Origin of the sequence: Nocardioides sp. S-1144, assembly GCF_005954645.2 — a bacterium.
Lineage (GTDB): Bacteria > Actinomycetota > Actinomycetes > Propionibacteriales > Nocardioidaceae > Nocardioides > Nocardioides dongxiaopingii.
The window spans coordinates 4,333,496-4,357,369 of the sequence record NZ_CP040695.2; the positions used below are offsets into that span (position 1 = coordinate 4,333,496).

Genomic DNA, 23,874 nt, shown 5'->3' on the forward strand with positions numbered 1-23,874 from the left:
ACCGATCGGCACCTCGTCGACCCGGTCGGCACCCGGTGCGGGTCAGGGGGCGATGTTCTCCGGGACGCTCGCGCCGGCGGTGCGGTTCTCGGCGTCGACCATCCAGGCGAGCTGCTCGATGCGCTCGATGATCGTGTGCAGGAGGTCGGCGGTGGTGGGGTCCTCGGCGTCGACCTCGTCGTGGATCCGGCGCGCGGTCGCGGAGACGCCGTACAGCGCGCCGACGACCAGGTCGACGGTCACGGCGGTGTCGACCTCGCCGGCCGGGAACGCCGGCAGGCTCGACTGGTGGCCGACCGTGGCGGCGCGGGCGTCCGGCGTCACGTAGACGGCGCGCATCCGCTCCGCGACGTCGTCGCCGAACGCGCGGGCGGCGTCGACGATCTCGTCGAGCTGGAGGTGGAGGTCGCGGAAGTTCTTGCCGACGACGTTCCAGTGCGCCTGCTTGCCCTGGAGGTGCAGGTCGGTGATGTCGACGAGGAGCTGCTGCAGGTGGGTGGCGAGCTGGGCGGAGGCCCGGAAGGCGGGGTGGGAGGAGTGCACGGTCTTGTGGCGGTCGGTCATCTGCGTCATGGCTCAGACTCTGCCACGCTTTTTGGAATCATTCCAGGAAAGGAAGGCTTGCCTCAGTGGTGCCGCGGCCCGGGCCGCCGGCCGGGCTACAGCGGCTGCAGCTGGGCGAGCTCGAGCGGGACCGACGAGCGGGCGCCGAGCTCGGGGACCGACGGCCGCGCGCCGTCGCGCACCAGCAGGTCGCCGATGGCCGCGATCATCGCGCCGTTGTCGGTGCACAGGCGCATGGGCGGCACCCGCAGCTCGATGCCGGCCTCCGCGCAGCGCTGCTCGGCGAGCGAGCGGACCCGCGAGTTGGCGGCGACGCCGCCGACGATGACGAGGGTGTCGACGCCCTCCTGGCGGCAGGCGCGGATCGCCTTGGTGACGACGGTGTCGGCCACGCACTCCTGGAACGAGGCCGCGATGTCGGCCACCGAGACGCCCGGGTCGCGCGGCGCCGCGACGTAGCGGGCCACGGCCGACTTGAGGCCGGAGAACGAGAACCCGAGCGCGGGGTCGCGCTGACCCATGAGCGGGCGGGTGAACCGGATCGCGGTCGGGTCGCCGTCGGCGGAGACCCGGTCGATCGACGGGCCGCCCGGGTAGGGCAGGCCGAGCAGCCGCGCGACCTTGTCGAACGCCTCGCCGGCGGCGTCGTCGAGGGTGTCGGACAGGTGCACGATCGGCGTCCGCACCAGGTCGTCGACGGCGAGCAGGCTGGTGTGCCCGCCGCTGACGATGAGCACGATGCTGCGCTCGGGCAGCGGGCCGTGCACGAGGGTGTCGGCGGCGGCGTGCCCGGCGAGGTGGTGGACGCCGTACAGCGGGACGCCGAGGGCCAGCGCGGTCGCCTTCGCCGCCGCCACCCCCACGTGCAGGGCGGTGGCCAGGCCCGGCCCGGCGGTCACCGCGACCGCCCCGACCTGGTGCCACTCGAGGCCGGCGTCCTCCAGCGCGGTGCGCATCGTCGGCACCATCGCCTGGACGTGCGCCCGGGCCGCGATCTCGGGGACGACGCCGCCGAAGAGCACGTGCTCGTCGATGCTCGACGCGAGGGCGTCGCCGAGCAGCACGCCGTCGCGCACGAACCCCACGCCGGTCTCGTCGCACGAGGTCTCGATGCCCATCACGATCGTCACGTCCGTGATTCTCGCAGCCGCCGCACCGGCACCGGGGAATCCCCGGCCCGGGCCCGGCTCACCCGAGCGCCTCGGCGAGCACCTCCAGCACGTGCCGGTAGGGCCGGCCGGTCGCGCGCGACAGGCCGATCTCGCAGGTCCGGTTGCCGCTGACCCAGGCGTCGAACCCGACGCCGTCCGCCTCCAGCGCCGCGACCTCGGCGGCCTCCGGTGCGGTCGCGGCGGCCGTCAGCTCGGGGTGCAGCAGGCCGCGGTCGCCGGCGAAGCCGCAGCAGCCCCACGCGGTCGGGACGACGACGTCGTCGGCCACCGCGGCGGCGATCCGCAGCAGCGCGTCGGTGGAGCCGAGGACGGTGCCGGAGCAGGTGGGGTGGACCGCGACGCGGCCCAGCCGCCGGGACGCCGGCACCGGGGGCAGGTGGGGCAGCACCCGGTCGGCGACGAAGTCGAGGGCGTCGACGACGTCGTGGCCGGCACCGCCCACCAGGATCTGGAGGCCCTCGGTGCACGAGCTCGCCTCGACGACGACCGGCAGGCCCCGGTCGGGCTCCAGCGCGGCGGCCACCCGCTCGCCCATCCGGCGGTGGCCCTCCAGGTGACCCTTGGACTTCCACGGCGTCCCGCAGCACAGGCCGGCCATCGCGCCGGGCCCGGACGGCGTCCGCAACCGGACCCCGGCGCGCTCGCACAGCGCCTGGAACGCCGTCCCCGCGCCGCCGCCGAACATGGTGCCGACGCAGGAGGCGAACCAGACCGCGTCGGCGTCGGGCGCGACGAGGTCGACCCGCCTCGCGCCACCGGGACCCAGGCCCGGGCCGTACTCGGGCAGCGTCTCGTGGTCGACCACCCGCCGGGCGGCCCGGGACGTCGCCGCGGCCGCGGCCGGCGCCCGCGCGGCGAGGGTGAGTCCGGCCGAGGCGGCGCGCGTCGTCGCCGACCAGTGGTCGGCGGCGAAGGCCCAGCCGCGCTGCTCGGCGCGCGAGCCGTCCTCGGCCCGCAGGCGGCGCACGAGCGCGCCGGTGTCGATGAGCACCGGGCACGCGGTGGCGCACATGCCGTCGGCGGCGCAGGTGTCGATGCCGTCGTACTCGTAGTCCTCGCGCAGGCTCGCGACCAGGTCGTGGTCGCCGCGCCGCTGCGCCGCGGCCAGCTCGCGCCGCGCGACGATCCGCTGCCGCGGGGTGAGGGTGATCGAGCGGGACGGGCAGACCGGCTCGCAGAAGCCGCACTCGACGCAGCGGTCCACCTCGGCCTCCACCGGCTCGGCGGTCTTGAGGTCGCGCAGCCAGGCGCCGTCGTCGTCGGTGACCACCGAGCCCGGGTTGAGCAGGCCGCGGGGGTCGAGGAGCCGCTTGACGGCGTGCATCACCGCCGCGAGCTCGGCGCCGTACTGCCGCTCGACGAACGGCGCCATGATCCGGCCGGTGCCGTGCTCGGCCTTGAGGGTGCCGTCGAGGCCGAGCACCAGGTCGACCATGTCGGTGGTGAACGCCTCGTAGCGGGCCATGTCGGCGGCGGAGTCGAAGCGCTCGTTGAGCAGGAAGTGCAGGTTGCCGTCGCGGGCGTGGCCGAAGATCACCGAGCCCTCGTAGCCGTGCGCGGCGAACAGGCCGACCAATCCGGTGCTCAGCTCGCCGAGCCGGGCCACGGGGACCGCGACGTCCTCGAGCAGTGCGTTGGTGCCCGCGGGCCGGGCGCCGGCGACGGCGCTGAAGAGCCCCTTGCGCGTGCGCCACAGGCGACCGCGCTCGACCGGGTCGCCGGTCAGCTCGAGCGGGACCGAGAGGGGGAGCCCGGCCAGCGGGCCCTCGGCGTCGGCCCGCAGCGACGCGAGCTCCTCGGTCGTCGCGGCCTGGAGCTCGACCAGCAGCGCCGCGTGCTCGCCCACGCCGGCCGCGTCGAGCCGGCCGATCGCCTCGGGCCGCTGCGGGTCCAGCGCGGCGACCCGCAGGGAGGCGGCGTCCAGCAGCTCGGCGGTCGCGACGCCGGTCGCCAGGATCTCCGGCACCAGCGCCGAGGCGGTCGCGAGGTCGGGGAGCACGAGCAGCCCGGTCGCCGCGTGCGGCAGCACCTCGACGGTGCGCAGGACGGCCGAGGCGACGAAGCCGAGGGTCCCCTCGCTGCCGACCATCAGCTTGACCAGCACGTCGACCGGGTCGTCGGCGTCGAGGAAGGCGTTGAGGCCGTAGCCCATCGTGTTCTTGATCGCGAAGAGCCGGCGCAGGGTCGCGACCGACGCGGCGTCGCCGCGGACGCGGTCGCGCAGCCGCAGCAGCCCCTCGTGCAGGTCCGGCTCGGCCGACCGCAGCGCCCGGTCGGCGTCCGGTGCCGCGGTGTCGACCACGGTGCCCGACGGCAGCACGACGACCATCGACTCGACGGTGGCGTAGGAGCTCAGCTCGGTGCCGCACTGCATGCCGGAGGAGTTGTTGGCGATGACGCCGCCGAGGGTGCAGGCGATCTCGGAGGCCGGGTCCGGCCCGATCTTGCGACGGTACGGCGCCAGGCGGGCGTTGACGGCCCGGACCGTCACGCCCGGCTGCACGCGGACCCGGGCGCCGCCGTCCAGCACCTCGACGGCACCGGCGCCCGCGAAGGCGTGCCGGACGTCGACCAGCACGCTGTCGCTGAGCGCCTGGCCCGACAGCGACGTGCCGCCGCTGCGGAAGGTCAGCGGCACCCCGAGCGCGGCACACGCCCGCATCACCTCGGCGACCTCGCCGGCGTCGCCGGGCGTGGCCACCGCCTGCGGGTGCAGGAGGTAGTGCGAGGCGTCGTGGGCGCGCACCGCCAGGTCGAGCGGGCGCCCGGAGACCCCGCAACCGGAGTCCCCGAGCGCCGCGACCAGCCGGTCGGCCAGGGAGGGCTCGGCCGAGGTGCTCAGAGCTCACCCTTCCCGAGACGGTCGGCGATGTGCTCGGCCTGCCGGATCGCCAGCGCGACGATCGTCAGGGTCGGGTTCGCCGCCGCGCCGGTGGTCATCACCGAGCCGTCGCTGACGAAGAGCCCCGGGACGTCGTGCGCCTCGCCGAAGGCCCCGATCACGCCGTCCTCGGGCCGCGCGCTCATCCGCAGGGTGCCCAGGTTGTGGGTCGCGGGGTAGGGCGGGGTGTGGTGCGTCCCGTTCGCCCCGACGGCCTCGTAGAGCAGGTCGGCGCGCCCGTAGCCGTGCTCACGCATCGCGACGTCGTTCGGGTGGTCGTCGAAGTGGACGTCGGGCACCGGCAGGCCCCACTGGTCCTTCGCGCCGGTGTTGAGGGTGATCCGGTTGCTCTCCTGCGGCAGGTCCTCACCGACGATCCAGAGCCCGGCGGTGGAGGCGTAGGCGTCCATCACCTCGGTGAACTCCCGGCCCCAGGTGCCCGGGTCGACGAACGCCGCGAGGAACGGGACGCCGAGCGACAGGGTCTCCAGGTAGTAGCCGCCGGCGAAGCCGCGCGAGGTGTCGAGGCGGGCCTCGTCGGCGATGATCCCGGCCATCGTCTCGCCGCGGTACATCCGCACCGGCTGGTCGAAGCGGGCGTAGACCGAGCCGGTCGTGTGGCGCATGTAGTTGCGCCCGACCTGGCCCGAGGAGTTCGCCAGGCCGTCGGGGTGCAGGGAGCTGGCGCTCATCAGCAGCAGCCGCGGCGACTCGATCGAGTTGCCGGCGACGCAGACGACCTTGGCCGCCTGCCGGTGCAGGTTGCCGTCCTTGTCGAGGTACAGGACGCCGTTGGCCCGGCCCTGCGCGTCGTGGGTGACCTGCACGGCCTGGCACTGCGTGCGCAGGTCGCACCGCCCGCTCGCGACGGCCCGCGGGACCTCCCGGACCGCGGTGCTCCACTTGGCCGTCGACTTGTCACCCTGGAAGTTGAAGCCGTCCTGGACGCTGGCCGGGCGGCCGTCGTACGGCTCGGCGTTCGTGCCGTAGGGACCGGTCGCGTAGAACTTGTAGCCGACCTTCTCGGCACCGCCGGCGAAGACCTTGTAGTTGTTGTTGGCCGGCAGGGCCGGGCGCCCGTGGCGGTGGGTCGACCCGATCGCGATCTCGGCCTTGTCGTAGTACGGCGCCAGGTCGGCCAGCTCGATCGGCCAGTCGAGCAGGTTGGCGCCCTCGATGTCGCCGTAGTGGGTGCGGCCCTTGAACTCGTACTCCCGGAACCGGGGCGTCGCGCCGGACCAGTGGGTGGTGGAGCCGCCGACGGCCTTGACGATCCAGGCCGGCAGGTTGGGGAAGTCCCGGGTGATCCGGTAGCCGCCGGAGGTGGTGCGGTTGTCGAGCCAGGCCATCTGGTTGAAGGCGGCCCACTCGTCGTTCTCGTAGTCCTCGGGCTTGAGCCAGGCGCCGGCCTCGAGCACCACGCACGGGATCCCGCGCTGGGTGAGCTCGTGGGCGACGGTGCCGCCTCCCGCGCCGGAGCCGATGATGACGACGGCCTCGGTGTTCTTGTCGATCGGCGTGCCGAACTGGTCGCTCATGCCTGGACCTCCTGCGTCTGCTGGGGCTGCTCGGGCTGATCGTGGTCGGCCACCTCGACGAGCTGCTCGGGGCCGTCGTACTCCTCGATGCGCGGGTCGGGCAGCCAGTCGAGGTCGTCGAAGCCGCGGTGCAGGTAGCCACCGTGCTCGAACGACGAGCCCTCGTAGCCCAGCAGCTCCCACACCTCGGGGTCGTTGTAGAGCGTGGTGACCGTGACCCCGCGGATGAACCGGAAGAACTCGGCGTCCTCGATCTCGCGCAGCAGCTTCTCGTCGACCTCCGAGCCGCTCGCGGCGGCGCGCAGCTCGAGGGTGGCCAGTCCGCGCTCGAGCGCGAGACGGTGCCAGAGGTCGGCGTCGAGCTGGTCCAGGATCGCCTGGGCGGTGCGCTCGTAGGGCCCGTCGGGGAACGACGGGTGGGGGTACGCCGCGCGGAGCAGGCGGACCAGGGCCGGCGCGAGGTCGGCGGCGGGCTCGGGGGTGGATGCGGACGCGGGATCTGACACGGAGGCCTCCGGGACGGGACGGTGTGACTGTCGTCACCGTAGGAGCGGGCGCGGTGTTGCACGAGGACCGTTCTCGCCGGCCGAGAACGCCGGGCCCGTGCGCCTCAGGCGGAGCGGTAGAAGCGGCCGATCCGGGAGGCGCAGGCCCGCAGGACCTGCTCGACGTCGGCGCGGCCGTGGGCCAGGACGGGGTCGGGCGCCGAGATGGCGACCGAGCCGACGAGGGCCCCGGCGACGCCCCTGACCGCGGCCGCGGCGCAGGTCGAGCCGGCCTGGAACTCGCCGAACTCCCAGGCGATGCCGCGCTCGGCGACCGTGTCGAGCTGGGCGTGCAGCTCGGCGTGCGTGGTGATGGTGCCGGGGCCGAACCGGGGCATCGGCTCCGGGTCGAGCAGCGCGGCGCGCTCCTCGTCGTCCATCCGGGCGAGCAGGATCTTGCCGAACGCCGTCGCGTGGGCCGCCTCGTGGAACCCGAAGTCGATGGGGGGCAGCCGCGGGTGGGCCGGGCTGTCGACGGTGAGGACGACCACGATCTGCGAGCCGCGGTGCACGGCGAGGTAGGCGGCGGTGCCGAGCTGCTGGTGCAGGGCGGTGACCTCGGCGCGCACCTGGCGCGAGACCCCGATCTGCTCGTGCAGCGAGACGCCGAGCGCGTGCAGCTTGTAGCCGAGCTCGAAGCGCTTCTCCTCGCGGATGTGCACGAGGTAGTCGCCGTCGAGCAGCTCGCGGACCAGCCGGTAGACCGTCGGCAGCGGGAGACCGGTGACGTCGGCGATCTCCTTGGCCGAGGCGCCGCCGCGGGCGGCCACGGCCTCGAGGATGTCGAAGGTGCGCGCGACCGAACCCGGACGCTGCTCCCCCGCCGTCGCCGACATGACGCTCATGTAACCACGCAGGTCACGGTGGCGTTCTCACCCGGTGAGAGACACCTCTGGCGGCGCCGACCCGGCCGCTGGCACAGTCGGGCGCATGATCCTGATCTGTGTGAAGTGGAAGATCAAGCCGGAGCACGCCGACAGCTGGCCCGAGCTGGCCCGCGAGTTCACCGAGGCGACCCGGGCCGAGCCCGGCAACCGCTTCTTCGACTGGTCGCGCAGTGTCGAGGACCCCACCGAGTACGTCCTGCTGGAGGCCTTCGACGACGACGCCGCCGGGCCGCACGTGCAGTCCGACCACTTCAAGAAGGCGCAGGCCGACCTCCCGCAGTACGTCGTGGAGACCCCCCAGATCCGCAACTGGCAGAACGAGCCCGACGAGTGGCACCGCCTCGGCGAGTTCGAGGTCTCCTGAGCCGCGGCCTCGCGGTGCCGCTCGCCGACGTCAGTCGAGCGGCACCCCGAACGGCCACTCCCAGCGCAGCGGCGTCACGACGACCGGCCACCGCGGGTCGCCGTCCCAGTCCACGTCGAGCCCGGCCTCGGTGAGCGCCTCGGCGAGGATCCGGCCGACCCGCTCCGCCGCGGCGTCGTCGGAGCGGTCGGCCCCGCCGTAGGTGAGCGTGACCTCGTCGGTCAGGATCGCGCGCGCCTCCTCCCGCGCCGTCGTCGCGACGTGGCCCAGCGGGCTCGACGCTGGCGTCCAGGTGTGGCCGGCGAGGAAGACCGCCACCCCGCGCCCGGGCAGGGTGGTGAGCGCGCGCAGCAGGGCCTGCGCACCCGGTGAGGCGCGGGGGACGAGCCGGCGGTGCTCGGCCACGACCTCCTCGACCAGGGCGACCGCCTCACCCTGGGTCGGCCGGCGCTCGCCGGGGAACCGGCGTCCGAAGTCGTCGGCGGTGACCAGGTCGAGGGCGACCCCGACCAGCCCGGCGTGGTCGTGGCGACCGGTGGCGGCCAGCACCAGGAGGTGCCGCGCCAGCCCCGAGCCCGGCGGGAGGCGCGCGTCGAGCACGGCGTGGCGCGCCGCGAGCGGCTCCTCGGCGCCGTCCGGGCCCACGACGACGGCCGTGGCCGGCGCCGTCGCCAGGACCGCCCCGACCCGCAGCCGCACCGGGACCGGCGTCCCGTCGAGCACCAGGTCGAGCTCGGCCCCGGGCTCGGCGAGGACGGCGCCCACCGCGGCGGCGCCGTCGTCGGTCACCTCCGCGTCGTCGCGCTCCTCGAAGCTGCGCAGCCAGCTCGTCCCGGTGAAGCGGCGGACGCCGTCGACGTGGCAGTAGACGTGGCGGCGCGCCACCGGGCGTCGCAGGGCGAACGACACGACGCGGTGCAGGTCGCCGAGGCTCGTCGCCGCGCCGACGCGGAGCCGGACGACGTCCACGCCGCCCAGCGCAGCGGTCAGCTCGACCCCCGCACCCTCCGGCAGCGTCGAGGGCAGGTCGACCGGCGCCCAGACCACCGCGGTGTCGTCGGTGCCGACGACGCCGAGGTGGTCCGACAGCGTCCGGATCACCCGGTGCCGCAGCGCCTCCGGGACCAGCAGCACGTGGCTGCCGCGCTCGAGCACCACGTCGTCGAGCAGGCCCAGCGACGCGAGCGCGTCGAGGGTGCGCATCACCTCGGCGGTCACCGGCGCGAGCCCGGCCGCGTCGTCGCCGAGCATGGCCTCCGCCATCTGGGTGACGACCGAGGCGGTCGACTCCTCCTCGTCGTCCTCGTCCTCGGCGAGCAGGTAGGACTCGTCGCAGCCGGCGACCAGGGCCACCGCGAGCGCCGCGGCGGCCGCGAGGGGGCGACGCTGGTCGTCGCTGCGCAGGGCCGCGTCGAACGCCGAGTCGACGGCCGCCCGCACCAGGCCCATCACGACCAGGTCGACCAGGTCGGCGGACGGCGGCGGGCACCCCCCGGCGTCACGGACCTCGCCGCGGGCCTCGAGGACCTGCCCGCCGCCGTCGACCCGGACCAGGCCGGTCTCGTGGAGGGCGTCGACCCAGAGGCGGAGGGCGACCGTGCCGTCCGCGAGGCCGACGAGCCGGGCGGCGGCGGACCGCGGGAGCGACGGCCCGGTCCCGAGGACGTCGAGCGTGGCGCGCAGGAAGCCCAGGAACGGGCGGGCCGCACCCGCACCCAGGACGTCGTGGGCGGACGGCACCGCCGCGAGCCCCGTCGCGAACGACTCGTCGACGGTGGGGCCCAGGGACCCGAGGCCGAGCGGTGGCTGGGTGCCCCACGTGGTGACGTCCCAGCAGTCCTGGACGGCGCGCTCGCTGCGCCGCCAGCGCTCGGTCCGGCGCAGGAAGAGCAGGTAGCGGACCAGCGTCATCAGGACCAGGTCGTAGTCGTCACCGGGGTCGATGCCGTCGCGGACCACGTCGCGCAGCAGCCAGCGCAGCAGCTCGGCCGTCGGGTCGTGCAGGTCGCCGCCGCCACGCTGGGCCCGGGCGAACAGCTCCCCCAGCACGCGGCCGGCGACCCGCGGCGGGGGTCCCTCGGGAAGGTCGGCGCCGGCGTACCAGCCCTCGAAGCGCGCGACGGTGAGGCCGGGGACCTGCGGGAGTGAGCGGGGCACCTCCCCGGCGTGCCCGGCCCGGCGGGGCACGACACCCGCGATTTCCGCGGAGTCGGTGCCCGCCGCCGCTACGGGACGACGGGCGCGACCGGGACCGGGCGGGCCCGCGCCAGCGGGGGCAGCGGCGTGGACCGGCCGGTCGTCTCCGCCGTGCAGCGACCCGTGCGCAGCTGCACCTCGTCGAGCGGGAAGACGTTGAGCAGCTCGGTGTCGGCGTCGAGGGCCGGGCACGGGACCCGCCGCTCGGCGCCCCTGCCGGTGCTCGTGCCGGAGGCGACGGCCAGCGGGTCGCCGTCCTGGTCGAAGAGCTGCACGTCCTGGAGCGGCAACCCCTGGGCGTCGTAGGCGAAGACGTTGGTCACCGCCTCGTCGTCGAGCTGGAGCCCCGGTCGCCGCTCGGACCGGGCGCCGTCGTTGAACCCGGGGCGGTAGCCGTCGTAGGGCTGCGCCTCGACGGCGTTGCCGGCCAGGTAGCCGGGCCACGGGACGCCGAAGGAGAGCATCGTGACGACGAGCCCGACGTTGACGGCGAGCGTGACGAGCCGGGTCGCCGGGTGCCGATGCCCGCCCGGTCCCGGCCCGGGCCGCCCGAGGCCGACCAGCACGCTGACCACGACCGCGGCGGCGAGCAGGACGGCACCCGTCGCCGGGTGCCCGAGGGAGGGCACCAGCGACAGCGGTTCGTGGTCCCCGGCGACCAGGTCCAGGAGGGTGACCGCGATCCAGGCGCGGGCGACCCACCAGACCGGGCGGAGCTCGCGGACGACGTCCCAGGTCGCGCGGCTCCACGCCCGCTCCTCGACCACGCGGTCGAACCGGGCGCGGCTCTGGTCGAGGAGGTCCTCGACGCCGGGCGGGCGTGGGACCCGCAGCCGGGCGCGACGACCCGCGTGCTCCGGCAGCCCGGCCGCGAGCCGGAGCTCGGCGGCGTAGGCCGCCGGGTCGCCGAGGTCGGTGCGGTTCGTCGGGTCGGCGAGGTGGTCGACGAGGTCGGCCTCGAGCCCACCCACCAGCTCCTCGCGCTCCTCCTCGCTCAGGTCGGACAGGTGGGCGCGCACCTGGGAGACGAACGAGGCGATGTCGGGCGTCGTGCGGTGCGGGGCGCGGGTGGTCACGGGTGGTCTCCCTCGGGTCGGGCCGGGTGGGGGTCGAGGCGGGGTTCGGAGCGGGGTCCGGGGCGGCGGTCGGGGTGCAGGAGCTCGGTCACGGTCTCGCTGAAGGTCGCCCAGTCCTTTGACTGGCGTTCGAGCTGGTCGCGGCCGGCGGGCGTCATCCCGTAGTACTTGCGGTGCGGCCCCTCGTCGGAGGGCACGACGTACGACGTGAGCGCGCCGGCGGCGTAGAGGCGACGCAGGGTGCCGTAGACCGAGGCGTCGCCGACCTCGGACAGCCCGCTCGCCCGCAACCGCCGGAGCACGTCGTAGCCGTACCCGTCCTCCTCCTCGACCACCGCCAGCACCGCGAGGTCGAGGACCCCCTTCAGCAGCTGCGTGGTGTCCATGCGAGCCACACTAGTGCGCGTTCCGCACTAGTGCGCGGAGGAAAGGTGCGCGTGTCGCGGACGACGCGGATCCCGTTCGCGACGACGCGGATCCCGGTCGCGTCGTCAGACGAGCGCGCGCAGCAGCGCCGTCACCAACACCGCGGCCGCCGCCGCGGCGAGCAGGGGCGCCCGGCAGAGCAGGAGGACGGTGGCGACGGCGACCCCAACGGCCTCGGCCCCGACGGCGAGCCGGCGACCGTCGGCGAGCAGTGCGGTGGCCACGAGGGCGGCGAGCAGGGCCGGCGCGAGCGCGGCGATCACCCCGGCACTCCACCCCGGGAGCGGCCGGTCGCCCACGACGGCGGGGCCGATCCCCTTGGTCACCACCGCGACGCCGACCAGCCCGGCGATCAGCAACCAGACCTGGGCCTCGGACAGGTTCATCCGTCCCCCCGTGCCGCGTCGTCGCCGGCGCCGTCGACGGGACCCGGTCGCGCCGCACCGAGCCCGAGCAGGGCCGCGGCGCCCGCCGCGAGGACCGGGACGCCGGGCGGGGCGAGGGGCACCAGCGCGATCGCGATACCCGCGCCGAGCGCGGCGACGACCCGGGCCCGGGGCTGGCGCAGCTCGGCGAGCAGGATCGCGACGAAGAAGGTCGGGAAGAGGGCGTCGAGCCCGAGCCGCTCGGTGTCGGCGAGGACGTCGCCGGAGAACGCCCCCACGACGGCACCGGTCGTCCAGGCGACGTACTGGGGCAGCGTGGTGCCGAACAGCAGCCCGCGGTCGAAGGTGCCGTCGCCCCGGTTGGCGAGCGCCCACGACGAGTCGACGACCGCCTGTCCCTCGACCGCGCGCCGCAGTCGTCCGCCGGTGAGGGACGGCGCGAGGGCGACCCCCATCGCGAGGAACCGCGAGTGCATGAGCGCCGCCGCGGACAGCGCGGCCGGGATGCTGCCGCCGCCGGCCACGATCGTGAGCGCGGTGAACTGGGCGGAGCCGGCGAAGACGAGCGCCGAGGTGACGACGGCCTGGAGCGGGGTGAAGCCGGCGTTGACGGCCAGCACGCTGAAGGAGAGCGCGAGCACCAGCGCGACCGCGCCGTACGGCATCCCGAGGCGGACGCCGCGGCGGAAGGAGTCGGCGTCCACCCGCCCACCGTAGGAGCGAGGCCGGCCGGTCGAGCGGCGGGGTCAGCCGAGCAGCACGCCGGCCAGCGCCTGCTCGGCCGCGCCGAGCGCGGCGGCGCCGAGCCCGAGCGTGCTCAGCCGGAGCTCGGGGCGGCGACGGGTGGGCGGGTCGAGGCGGGCGTCGAGCGCGGCGCGGGCGTGGTCGAGGACGAGGTCGCCCAGCGGCACGAAGTAGCCGCCGAGGACGACCACCTCGGGGTCCAGGACGCTGGTCAGCGTGGCCAGCCCCAGCCCGAGGTCGCGACCCACCCGGGCCAGGACCTCCTGCGCTGCGGCGTCGTGGGCGGCCCGCGCCGCGACCGCCTCCCCGGTGGCGGTGGGGGTGCCCAGCTCCTCCATCCCCAGGGACCGCAGCACGGCGTGCAGGCCCACCGAGGCCTCCCAGCAGCCGCGGCGTCCGCACCCGCACAGCGCCGTCGGGTCGCCGACCGCCACGTGCCCGGCCTCGCCGGCGAAACCCGTCGCCCCCTGCACGAGCACGCCGCCGGCGACGATCCCGACGCCGATGCCGACGGTGCCGGTCACGTAGAGGGCGTGGTCGACGCCGCGAGCGACGCCGTGGTGGACCTCGGCGTAGGCCGCACAGTTGGCGTCGTTGACGACCCGGACGTCGGAGTCCGGGAGCACCCCGGCCAGCGCGTCGGCCAGCTCGGGACCCGACAGCGTCAGGTTCGGCGCCCACGCGACGGTGCGGTCGTCGCCGTGCACCAGGGCCGGCACGGCGGCGGTGACCCCGACGAACCGGTCCGCGCCGTACCGGTCCCGCAGCTCGCGCGTCGTTGCGAGGAGCGCCTCGACCCGGTCGGTCGCGACCGGGCGCGACTCGCTGAGGACGACCTCCCCGGCGAGGTCGAGGACGACCGCGGTCACGTAGTCGACGTTGAGGTCGAGGCCGAGGCCGAGGTGGCGGCCCGGGCGCAGCGCCACCGGTCGGCCGGGACGCCCGCGGACCGGCACCCGGTCCTCGCCGGTCCGGCCGTCACCGGTCGGGTCGAGCCCGACCGTCCCGTCGGCCTCGAGGCCGGCGACGATCACCCCGATCGTCGGCTTCGACAGCCCGGTCGCCACGGCCAGCTCCGCCCGGGAGGTGGGACCGAGGCGGCGCAGGGTGCGCACCACCAGCGCGGTGTGCCGGCGGCGGAGCTGCTCGGTCCCGGTCGTCATCGGCCGCTCACCGCCGGGCTCCCCGGGTCGACCGCGGCCGGCAGGGTCCCATCACTCAGCCCGGGCGCCGCGCGGTCGCGCGGGTCACGTCCAGGAGGCGGTGCGCTCACGCAGGTCGGCGTAGGTCGCGCGCACCTGCGGGTCGGGCTCGGCCTCGAGCACCTCGGCCTCCGGCCCGGCCCAGGTCGGCGGGGCGTCGCTGCCGGCCAGCGCCCAGGCGGCCTGCCGGGCGGCGCCGAGGGCGACGTACTCCCCCGGCGGCACGACGGTCACGGGCCGGCCGAGCACGGCCGGCGCGAGCGCCCGCACGGCGCGGCTGCGGGCCGCCCCGCCCACCAGGAGCACCCGGCGCGGCTCGACGCCGGTCGCGGCGACGACCTGGTCGACGGCGTCCGCGAGCGAGCAGAGCAGGGCGGTGTAGGCGGCGCGCGCGAGGTCGGCGCGGGTCGTGCGCGGGGTCAGGCCGGTCCAGGTGCCGGTCGCGGTGGGGCGGTAGGGGCTGCGCTCGCCGCCGTAGTAGGGCGACAGGACCACGCCGCCGGCGTCCGGCGTCGACTCGAGGGCGAGGTCGGCGAGGCCGTCGTGGTCGACGCCCAGCCACTGCGCCTGCAGGTCGAGGATCCCGGCGGCGTTCATCGTGGTGACCATCGGCAGGAAGCCGCCCGCGGCGTCGGCGAAGCCGGTGACGACGCCGGTGCCGTCGGCGACGGGGCGGGCGCTGACGGCCGAGGCGACCCCGGAGGTGCCGAGCGAGACCAGGACGTCGTCCGGCCCGAGGGCCATGCCGAGCGCGGCGGCCATGTTGTCGCCGGTGCCGGCGGAGACGACCGCCCCGTCGGGGGTGTGGGCCGCGACGCCGCCAGGGGCCACCAGGCGGGGCAGGTCGGGCTCGTGGCCGAGCGCGGCGGCGGCGAGGTCGGGGCGCCAACGGCCCTCGGCGGTGGCGAAGTAGCCGGTGCCGGACGCGTCGCCGCGGTCGGTGAAGGGGTCGGTGCCGGGGGCGCTGAGGTGCCGGGCGACCAGGTCGTGGGGGAGCAGCACCCGGGCGACGCGCGCGGCCCGCTCGGGCTCGTGGTCGCGCAGCCAGCGCAGCTTGGTCACCGTGAACGAGGCGACCAGGACGCTGCCGATCGCGTCGGCGCAGGCCTGCGGTCCGCCCATCTCGGCGACCAGGTCGGCGGCGGCCCCGGCCGAGCGGGTGTCGTTCCAGAGCAGCGCGTCGCGCACCGGCCGGTCCTCGGCGTCGAGCGCGACCATGCCGTGCTGCTGGCCGCCCACGCCGACGGCGGCGACGTCGCGCAGCTGCGCGGGCGGCAGCGCGGCGAGGACCTCGTCGACGGCCGCGAGCCAGGCCTGCGGGTCGACCTCGGTGCCGGCCGGGTGCCGGACGGCGCGCTGGGCCACGACCGTGCCGTCGTCGGCGTCGACGAGCAGCGCCTTCACCGACTGGGTGGACGTGTCGATACCGAGGGCGAGCGTCATGCCTGCATTAAGTACGACTGTCGTACTAATGTCAATGGCCAACGACCGATCGTGCCACCGCCCGGCGTCCGACCGCCCGACTTTTGGCTGAATGCGGACAGAACTCGGGGTGTTCAGGGGGCGAAAGTTCTACCCCGAAGGGGACTTGCCATGATTTACTGGCCCCATGTCCACGAGCCCCCACACCAGCGGGGTTCAGGCACTCCCGACCACTCCAGCACCCGCCCCCCTCGGGGGCGGTGAGCTGCTCGGACTGATGCTCGACGGCCGGCCCCGCACCCGCGCCGACCTGATCGAGCTGACCGGTCTGGCCCGCTCCACGGTGGCCGGCCGGATCGAGGGGCTGCTCTCGGTCGGCCTCCTGCTGCCCTCGGGCCAGAGCCGGTCGACCGGCGGCCGACCGCCCACCCGCTTCGCCTTCAACCCCGCCGCCCGGCTGGTGCTCGCCGCCGACTTCGGGGTCACGCACGGACGGGCCGCGCTGACCGACCTCACCGCCACCGTGATCGCCGAGGAGGTCAGCGACCTCGACATCGCCGACGGTCCCGAGACCACGCTCGGCTGGCTCGTCGAGGCGACCGACCGGCTCCTCGAGCGCACCGGCCGCACGCGCGCCGACCTCGCGGGCGTCGGCATCGGGCTCCCCGGGCCGGTCGAGCACCACACCGGACGGCCGGTCAAGCCGCCGATCATGCCCGGCTGGGACGGCTTCGAGGTCGCCACCTGGGTCGGCGACCGGCTCGGCGCGCCCGTCCTGGTCGACAACGACGTGAACATGATGGCCCTCGGCGAGCACTCCGTGGTCTACCCGCACGTCGAGCACCTCGTCTTCGTCAAGGTCGCCACCGGGATCGGGGCCGGCATCATCAGCGGCCGCCGCCTGCACCGCGGGGCCCAGGGCTCCGCGGGCGACCTCGGCCACGTCCAGAGCCCGCAGGGCGGCGACGCGCTGTGCCGCTGCGGCAACCACGGGTGCCTCGAGGCCATCGCCAGCGCCCGGGCCATCGCCCAGGCGCTGGACGCCGACCACTCCCCCGTCGTCGACGCCAGCCGCGCCGTCCTCGACCGCCTCGCCCTCGGCGACCGGGAGGCGCTGGCCGCCATCCGCCGCGCCGGCCGCGACATCGGGGAGGTCCTCGCGTCGTGCGTCAGCCTGCTCAACCCCTCGGTGATCGTGCTCGGCGGCGCCCTCGCCGGCGGCGCGCCCAGCCTGCTGGCCGGCGTCCGCGAGGTCATCTACGCCCGGTCGCTGCCCCTCGCCACGGGCGAGCTCAGCGTCGTGCCGGCCCAGACCGGCGAGCACGCCGGCGTCATCGGCGCGGCCACGATGGCGGTGCAGCAGTTCCTCGCACCGCAGTCGGTCGACGCGATGCTCGCCAACCCGGTCAGCCAGGCCATCTGACCCGGCGGTCCGAGCTGGCGTGGGCCGGTCGGACCATCGGTGGTCGAGCGGGCGGCACGGCTGAACGGAGCCGCGACCCACGTGTGAGATCGCAGGCCCGCCGGGGCTGAGCCGACCCGGCCGGCTGGCGATCGAGGACCGGGGTTTCGTCGGCGCTCGCTGGCGCTCGCTTGCTCAACCTCCGGGGACCGGGACGACCGAGGGACCGGGGCGTCCGGGGGCCGGGACGCAGGAACCCCGGGGGTTTCGTCGGCGCTCGCTGGCGCTCGCTTGCTCAACCTCCGGGGGGCGGGACGCACGAATGGTTTCGTCGGCGCTCGCTTGCTCAACCTCCGGGGGCGGGACGCACGAACGCCGGCCACCCCCCGAGCAGGTCGGGTGGTGGCCGGCGTCCGTCAGGGGCCGGGAGGGTCCGTCAGCGGCGGACGGTGAACCTCCAGGTCGTGGCCGTCTGGTTGCCGGCGGTGTCGACGGCGACCACGCGGACGGTGTGGCGGCCGAACCCGAGCGCCCGCTTCGGCGTGGCCGTCAGTCGACCGGTCGCCTTCACGTAGCGGACCGGGGAGACCCGCTTGCCGTCGATGAACACCTTCAGGCTGCCGGCGCGGACGCCGGAGGTGCCGTCGGTGACCTTGGCCTTGATGGTCGGCGTCCGGTCGCGGGTCGTGCCCTTCGGGCTCGTCCCGACGACCTTCGGGCCGGTCGCGTCGACCGTCCAGGTCGCCGTCGCCGGGGAGGCGTCGACGCCGCCGGCGCTCACGGAGCGGACCCGCACGGTGTGCCGGCCGTCCTTGAGGTTGCCGAAGGTCTTCGGCGAGGTGCAGGCCGCGTACGCCGAGCCGTCGATCGAGCACTCGAACGTCGCCTGTCCGGCAGCGGGACCGGTGGCCGTGAACCGCAGGGTCGCGGTCCGGGACCGGGTGGTACCGCTCGGCGCCGACGTGATGCGGGTGTCGGTGACCCCGGCCGGCGCCGCGGTCACGGTGATCGTGACGGTGCCGGTGTCGGTGTCGGTGCCGTCGGAGACGACGTAGTCGAACGTGTCGCTCCCCGTGTAGCCGGCGGCCGGCGTGTAGGTGACGCTGCCGTCACCGGCGATGGTCGCGGTGCCGTGCGCCGGCGTCGTCACCGACTCCACGGTGAGGGTTGCTCCCGTGTCGGCGTCGGTGTCGTTGGCCAGCACGTCGACCGAGACCGCGGTGTCCTGGACGGTGGTGGCGTTGTCGTCGGCCGCCACCGGGGCGGCGTTGAGCGGGTCCTCGCCGTCGACGGTGAAGTAGTCGAACGACACGACGTCGCCGCTGTCCTGCACCCCGGCCGCGAACACGCCGAAGCTGGGCTTCGTCATCTCGTTGCTGACGGTGCTGGCCAGGGCGGTCCAGGTGGTGCCGCCGTCGACCGAGAACTCGCCGGAGTACGTCGAGCCGGCCTTGGTCAGCCGGAGCCGCAGGTCGGCGCCCTGGCCGGCGGCCAGCGTCGTCTCCGGCAGGTTGCCGACGATGACGTCACCCACCTCGGAGCGCATCTCGACCTTGATGGCCGAGCCGGCGTTCTCCCCGGTCAGGAAGTCGAGCTTCACGTAGTTGGCGTCGTCGCCGTAGACCATGATCCCGGCCTGGCTGTAGCCACCGGTCAGGGCCGAGGCGTCGAGCCCGGTCTCGAGGACGAAGTCGTCGCCGGCGTGCGAGGCCGACTGCAGGATGTAGTTCGACTTCGCCGTCCCGGCCAGGTAGATCTCGCCGGGCGTCGTGGTGAGCCGCAGCTCACCATCGACCACCGTGTACTTCGTGGTGTCCTCGGCCTGGATGGCGTCCCAGCGGCACTTGTCGAGCGCGGTGCCCTCGAAGGTGTCGTCGGAGGACGTCGGGCCGCACGGCTCGGTCACCGTGACCGTCACCGTGGCGGTGTCGGTCAGCTCTCCGTCGGAGACGGTGTAGCCGAAGGTGTCGGTGCCGGTGAACCCGGCGCCCGGCGTGTAGCGCACGGTGCCGTCGGCGTTGATCGCCGTGGTCCCGTTCGCCGGGTCGGTGACCGCGGTGACGGTGAGGTCGTCACCGTCGGGGTCGGTGTCCCCGACCAGCACCGGCACGTCCAGGGCGATGCCCTGCTCCGTGGTGGCGGTGTCGTCGTCGGCGACGGGTGCCCGGTTCTCGGTGCCCGCGCCGGTGACCTCGAAGTAGTCGAAGGTCCCCGACTGGCCGCTCTGCTGGACGCCCAGGGAGAAGACCCCGAAGTCCATGTCGGCCGTCGGGTTCGACACGGTGCCGACCGTGACCCAGCCGCCACCGAAGTCGACCTCGCCCAGGTAGGACGTGCCCGTCTTGGTGATGCGCAGCTTGAACGTCGAGACGTTCGGCGGCACGACGACCTCGGGCTGCGGGTTGAGGATCGCCGCGTTGGACTCCGACCGGAGCTCGATGCGGTTGAAGCTCTCGGTGGGGCGGTCGACGTCGGCCACCGGGTCGAGCTTGACGTAGTTGTCGTCGTCGCCGTAGATGAGCAGACCCGCCTGGCCGTAGCCGTCGGTGTAGGTCGCCGACAGCTGCGTCTCGATCGAGTAGTCCTCCGTGGTGTTGGCGTCGGACTGCAGGATCAGGTTGGTCGCCTGGTCCTGGTTCGCCGAGGCCGTGTAGAGGTCGGCGGGCGCACCCTGGATGGTCAGGGCGCCACCGGCGACCTCGTAGGCGTCCGGGTCCTCACGCACGATGGCGTTCCAGCGGCACTCGTCGAGCGAGGTGCCGTCGAAGTCGTCGCGCGGCCCGGCGGCGCCGCTCGTCCCGTCGGGGTCGAAGCGGATCCAGTCGAAGGCCACCGTCGGGGTGCCGACAGCGCCTCCGGAGACCGCGGTCGGTCCCACCTTGGGCGAGGGCATGGTGCCCATCGGGGCCGGACGGCCGACCGGGGCGAAGGTCTCGCCGTCGGTCGAGTACGACGCCCGCAGGTCGGTGCCGTCGGAGGTCAGACGCACGTAGTACGTCGTCGGGAAGCCGGCCGGGACGCCGCCGAGCTTGTCCTCGGCGTTGTTGCGCGCGCTGCCCTGCGTCTCGTAGATGAACTCGACGTCGCGGGCCCCACCGGCCGAGATGAGGTGGACCGAGGCCCAGTTCTCGTCGTCGGAGTAGAGCCGCAGACCGGCCTGCTGGTAGTTCTCGGACACGTCGGCGGTGACCTTGGCGGTCACCTCCCACGCTCCGTCGGGCGCGGCCTGGACGACGACGTCCTTGGCGTTGCCGCCGGGCCCGTACAGGCTCCCGGTGTCGATCGGCATCGTGAGGCTGCCGCCGGTCACGGCGATGTTGCCGCTGGGACGGATCACCTGCCACTTGCCGTCGAGCGAGGTGCCGTCGAACTCGTCGGACTGCTGGGTGCCGCAGGTGCTCAGCACCCGGATCGGCACCGTGGACGACGCGGTGGCGCCCTGGGCGTCGGTCACCGTGAGTCGCGCGGTGTAGCTGCCCGGCTCGGTGTAGGTCCACTGCGCGTTCAGCGTGGTGGCGGTGTCGGCGTCACCGGGGACGCCGAAGTCCCAGGCGTAGGTGAGCGCGTCGCCGTCGAAGTCGGTCGCCGAGCCCGTGAAGTCGACGGTGAGCGGCGAGGAGCCCTGGGTGGGCGTGCCCGTCGCGCCGACCTGCGGCTTCGAGTTGATCGAGACACCCTTGCCGGCGGCGTCGAAGAAGTTCAGGTTGAACAGCCCCGTCGCGGCCGGGTTGTCGTTGGTGAAGACCAGGAACAGCTCGTGCGTGCCCTCCTGGGCCGACGCGGCGACGTCCATCGCCACGGTCTGCCAGGACTGCCAGCCACCGGTCACCGGGACGTCGACCGAGCCGGCCAGCGGACCGGTCGGGCTGTCGAGGTGGGCCTCGATGGTGCCACCCGCGCCGCCCGAGGCCACGCGGAAGCGCAGCTGCGGGACCTGGAACAGGCTGATCGGGCCGTAGGAGACGTGGTCGCCCGCGTCGATGTTGGACACGTTGCGCGCCCCACCCTGCGGGTCGGTCGTCGCCTCGGTGGCCACGCCCTGCTGGGTGTCGAAGTGCTCGGCCTGCTTGCGCTTGGGCTGCAGCACGACCTCGTCCTCACCGCTGAGCGTGCGGATGGTGCCCGCGCCCTCGTCGGTGTAGCTGGCGTTGATGACGCCGAAGATGTCGGCCGAGGCGTCGTGGCCCTCGTCCTTGACCGTCTGCAGGACGACGTCGCAACCGGTCGCCGAGCTGAGCGGGTGACCGTGCGAGTCGTGACCGAGGATGTAGTCGATCTCGACCTTCGAGCAGTCGATCACGCCGTCCTCGGGGTCGGTCACGTTGACCTTGACCCGCACCGCGTCACCGAACTCGAAAAACCCGCCGTTCGGGGGCAGCTCGAGCTCGACGGTGGGCCGGGTGTTGCCGACCGTGACGACCGCGGTGGCGACACCGGTGCGTCCGGTGGTGTCGGTGACGACCAGGCGGGCGTCGTAGACACCGTTGGTGGTGTAGGTGAACGTCGGGTTCGCCTCGGTGGAGTCGACGGTCCCGTCGTTCTGGAAGTCCCAGGCGTAGGACGCGATCGAGTCACCCTCGTCGGGGTCGCTCGAACCCTCGCTTGAGAACTGGACCGGCAGCGGCGCGACACCCGAGTCGGGGGTGGCCCGGGCCGACGCCGAGGGCGAGCGGGCGCCCTCGTTGATCGCGTTGATCTTGTAGACCGCGGAGTTCTCGTTGCCGGTGAAGTACCCACCGTTGCCGTAGTCGAGGACGTACAGCGAGCCGTCCGGCCCGAACTCCATGTCCATCGCGGCGTAGAGCGTCGAGGAGTCGAAGAACGGGTCGATGCTCGACACGTCGCCCTCGGCGTCCAGGGCGATGTCGCGGATCCAGCCTCGGGTCCACTCACCGGCGAAGAAGTGGTTGTCGAAGTACTCGGGGAACTTGACGTCGGAGTCGAGGTCGGGGTCGTAGTTGTAGACCGGACCGGCCATCGGGCCCTCGCCGCCACTGCCGAACTCGTCGGTGGTGACGCCGTTGTAGGTGACGCTGCCGCCGTCGTACTTGATCCAGGCCGGCTGGGCCGGCGGCAGGTTGGTCAGGCCCGTGTTGTGCGGGCTGTTGTTGACCGGGGCCGCGCAGTTGAACTTGGGGCCGGTGGCGTTGGTGGCGAAGTTCCACCTGTTGTAGGTCTCGGCCGCGGTGTTGAGGCCGGTGCAGTAGGGCCAGCCGAAGTTGCCGGCCGAGCGGATCTGGTTGAACTCCACGATGCCGCCGGGGCCCCGGTTGGGGTTGGCGCTGCCGGCGTCGGGCCCGTACTCACCGAGGTAGACGTAGCCGGTCTCCTTGTCGACGGTCATCCGGAACGGGTTCCGGAAGCCCATCGCGTAGATCTCCGGGCGCGTCTTGTCGCCGGTGTCGGCCGCCTCCGGGAAGAGGTTGCCGCCGGGCACCGTGTAGGTCGCGGCGGTCGCGTCGGGCTTGATCCGCAGCACCTTGCCGCGCAGGTCGTTGGTGTTGGCCGAGCTGCGCTGGGCGTCGTAGGACGGGTTGCGGGTCAGCCGCTCGTCGAGCGGCGCGTAGCCGTCGGAGGCGAACGGGTTGGAGTCGTCGCCGGTGGAGAGGTAGAGGTTGCCGTCGGCGTCGAAGTCGATGGCGCCGCCGGCGTGGCAGCAGATGCCGCGGTCGGCCTCGACCTGGAGCAGCTCCTGCTCGGTCGAGGGGACCAGGTCGTCGTCGACCATCTTCATCCGGGTCAGGACGTTGTGTCCCTTCCACGCCTGGAAGGTGGCCTCGGTGCCGTCGTTGGGCGCGTCACCGGCCGGGGTGTCCAGCGGCGGGGCGTAGTAGAGGTAGACCCAGCCGTCCTCCTCGAAGTTCGGGCTGACCGTGAGGCTCTGCAGCCCGTCCTCGTCGTGGGAGTAGATCGGCACGTCGTAGAGGAGCGTGGTGTTGCCCTCGAGGTCGGTCAGGAAGATCCGGCCGTCGCGGGCGTTGTGCAGCACCCGGCCGTCGGGCAGCACCGAGATGCTCATCGGCTCGCCGACCTTGTCGACGCCCTTGGCCAGGGTGACCTGCTCGAAGGAGGCGTCGGTGGGCGGCAGCTCGGTGCACGCGGTGGGCGCCTGGTCGGCAGCGTACTGGATGCCGCCGAGCAGGTGCAGCTCGAAGAGCGGCTCGCTGAAGGAGGCGTCGGTGTGGCCACCGCCGGTGTAGAAGCTGCGGCCGCCGTCGTACTCCTGGTACCAGGCGATCGGGTGGTCGTCGTCGGTGGTGTTGCCGTCGACCTCGTCGTAGGTCGACTCGTCGACCGTGGCGAGCACGTTGATGTTGGAGTTGCTGCGCGGGGAGTAGTCCGGCACCGTCGCGGGGCCGTTGCCGCCCGGGAACGGGAGGGGTCCACCGGCGAAGGTGCCCTCGGTCGGCTGGAAGTTGTACCACTCGTCGGTGCGGCTCACGCTGTCCGGCATGGCGCAGGTCGAGGGGGTCGTCTTGTCCTCGAAGCGCACCGTCGCGGTCGGGGTGCCGTTGGGGTGGTTGCGGAAGTAGGCACCGACCAGCTTGCCGTACCAGGGCCAGCTGTACTCGGTGTCGGACGCCGCGTGCACGCCGACGTAGCCGCCGCCGGCCTGGATGTAGTCCTCGAACGCCGCCTGCTGGGTGGCGTTGAGGACGTCGCTGGTGGTGGAGAGCCAGACGACGGCCTCGTACTGCGCCAGGTTGGCCGTGGTGAACGTCGTGGCGTCCTCGGTGGCCGTCACGGTGAAGCCGTACTGGGCACCGAGCCGCTGGATCGAGCGGATGCCCGCGCCGATCGAGCCGTGCCGGAAGCCCGCGGTCTTGCTGAAGACCAGGACGTCGTACTCCGGCTCGGCCGCGGCGGCTGCCGCTGCGGCCGGGGCCGCAGCGGCGGCCGGGGCCGCCGAAGCGGCCGGCGCGGCCGCTCCGGACGTCGTCGGCGCGGCCTGCGCCGACGACAGGCTGCTCGACGAGATCGCCGGCGCGGCGGCGGCCGGGGCCGCCGATGCTGGGGCGGCGGCCATGACGCCGCCGGTGACCGCGAGGGCTGCCACCCCGGCGATCAC

The 23,874-nt window shown here is 74.2% G+C and carries 16 protein-coding genes; 2 read left to right on the forward strand and 14 right to left on the reverse strand.

Going from position 1 to position 23,874, the window contains the following annotated elements; all coding sequences use genetic code 11:
• Nucleotides 1–42 precede the first annotated feature (42 nt).
• From FE634_RS20405 to FE634_RS20430, 6 genes are all read right to left on the reverse strand, one after another.
• Nucleotides 43–573 (reverse strand): Dps family protein, encoded by a 531-nt coding sequence (locus tag FE634_RS20405; protein ID WP_138876960.1) that lies wholly within the window; start codon nt 571–573, stop codon nt 43–45.
• An 86-nt stretch (nt 574–659) separates the two neighbouring features.
• Nucleotides 660–1,703 (reverse strand): tRNA (adenosine(37)-N6)-threonylcarbamoyltransferase complex transferase subunit TsaD, encoded by a 1,044-nt coding sequence (gene tsaD / locus FE634_RS20410; protein WP_246060861.1) that lies wholly within the window; start codon nt 1,701–1,703, stop codon nt 660–662.
• 49 nt (nt 1,704–1,752) lie between these two features.
• A complete protein-coding gene (locus FE634_RS20415; protein WP_148240926.1) occupies nt 1,753–4,578 on the reverse strand; it encodes an FAD-binding and (Fe-S)-binding domain-containing protein in 2,826 nt (941 codons plus the stop codon).
• Nucleotides 4,575–6,155 (reverse strand): GMC family oxidoreductase, encoded by a 1,581-nt coding sequence (locus FE634_RS20420; protein WP_137294749.1) that lies wholly within the window; start codon nt 6,153–6,155, stop codon nt 4,575–4,577. The genes FE634_RS20415 and FE634_RS20420 overlap by 4 nt, the downstream gene beginning before the upstream one ends.
• Complete coding sequence (locus tag FE634_RS20425; protein ID WP_222847635.1) at nt 6,152–6,661, reverse strand: hypothetical protein; 510 nt, start codon at nt 6,659–6,661, stop codon at nt 6,152–6,154. The genes FE634_RS20420 and FE634_RS20425 overlap by 4 nt, the downstream gene beginning before the upstream one ends.
• 104 nt (nt 6,662–6,765) lie before the next feature.
• Nucleotides 6,766–7,545 (reverse strand): IclR family transcriptional regulator, encoded by a 780-nt coding sequence (locus FE634_RS20430; protein WP_137294750.1) that lies wholly within the window; start codon nt 7,543–7,545, stop codon nt 6,766–6,768.
• A gap of 85 nt (nt 7,546–7,630) precedes the next feature.
• Between FE634_RS20430 and FE634_RS20435 the strand changes: the two genes are divergently transcribed.
• The gene (locus tag FE634_RS20435; protein ID WP_134768264.1) at nt 7,631–7,951 is read left to right on the forward strand and encodes a putative quinol monooxygenase; all 321 of its coding nucleotides are present in this window, start codon (nt 7,631–7,633) and stop codon (nt 7,949–7,951) included.
• A 30-nt stretch (nt 7,952–7,981) separates the two neighbouring features.
• Here the strand turns inward: FE634_RS20435 and FE634_RS20440 are convergent, their stop codons facing one another.
• The 7 genes from FE634_RS20440 to xylB all read right to left on the reverse strand — a co-directional run bounded on the left by FE634_RS20440 (nt 7,982) and on the right by xylB (nt 15,424).
• Complete coding sequence (locus FE634_RS20440; protein WP_138876961.1) at nt 7,982–10,108, reverse strand: DUF6891 domain-containing protein; 2,127 nt, start codon at nt 10,106–10,108, stop codon at nt 7,982–7,984.
• A 68-nt stretch (nt 10,109–10,176) separates the two neighbouring features.
• Nucleotides 10,177–11,223 (reverse strand): HAAS signaling domain-containing protein, encoded by a 1,047-nt coding sequence (locus FE634_RS20445; RefSeq protein ID WP_138876962.1) that lies wholly within the window; start codon nt 11,221–11,223, stop codon nt 10,177–10,179.
• Nucleotides 11,220–11,609: a PadR family transcriptional regulator gene (locus FE634_RS20450; protein WP_138876963.1), complete on the reverse strand. Its 390-nt coding sequence runs from the start codon at nt 11,607–11,609 to the stop codon at nt 11,220–11,222. Before FE634_RS20450 ends, FE634_RS20445 begins: the two co-directional genes overlap by 4 nt.
• Before the next feature lie 105 nt (nt 11,610–11,714).
• Nucleotides 11,715–12,035: an AzlD domain-containing protein gene (locus FE634_RS20455; protein ID WP_138876964.1), complete on the reverse strand. Its 321-nt coding sequence runs from the start codon at nt 12,033–12,035 to the stop codon at nt 11,715–11,717.
• Nucleotides 12,032–12,739 (reverse strand): AzlC family ABC transporter permease, encoded by a 708-nt coding sequence (locus tag FE634_RS20460; RefSeq protein WP_212721875.1) that lies wholly within the window; start codon nt 12,737–12,739, stop codon nt 12,032–12,034. Before FE634_RS20460 ends, FE634_RS20455 begins: the two co-directional genes overlap by 4 nt.
• A gap of 42 nt (nt 12,740–12,781) precedes the next feature.
• On the reverse strand, nt 12,782–13,942 hold the full coding sequence (locus FE634_RS20465) for an ROK family transcriptional regulator (RefSeq protein WP_148240927.1): 1,161 nt from the start codon (nt 13,940–13,942) through the stop codon (nt 12,782–12,784).
• An 84-nt stretch (nt 13,943–14,026) separates the two neighbouring features.
• On the reverse strand, nt 14,027–15,424 hold the full coding sequence (xylB, locus tag FE634_RS20470; RefSeq protein ID WP_138876967.1) for a xylulokinase: 1,398 nt from the start codon (nt 15,422–15,424) through the stop codon (nt 14,027–14,029).
• A 256-nt stretch (nt 15,425–15,680) separates the two neighbouring features.
• Here xylB and FE634_RS20475 point away from each other — a divergent pair, with 256 nt between their 5' ends.
• Nucleotides 15,681–16,826 carry an ROK family protein gene (locus FE634_RS20475; RefSeq protein ID WP_262347510.1) on the forward strand — a complete coding sequence of 382 codons (1,146 nt, stop codon included), beginning with the start codon at nt 15,681–15,683 and terminating at the stop codon, nt 16,824–16,826.
• Between the two features lie 415 nt (nt 16,827–17,241).
• On the opposite strand, the gene FE634_RS20480 is transcribed toward FE634_RS20475, so the two are convergent.
• On the reverse strand, nt 17,242–23,862 hold the full coding sequence (locus FE634_RS20480; RefSeq protein ID WP_138876968.1) for a ThuA domain-containing protein: 6,621 nt from the start codon (nt 23,860–23,862) through the stop codon (nt 17,242–17,244).
• Nucleotides 23,863–23,874: the final 12 nt, after the last annotated feature.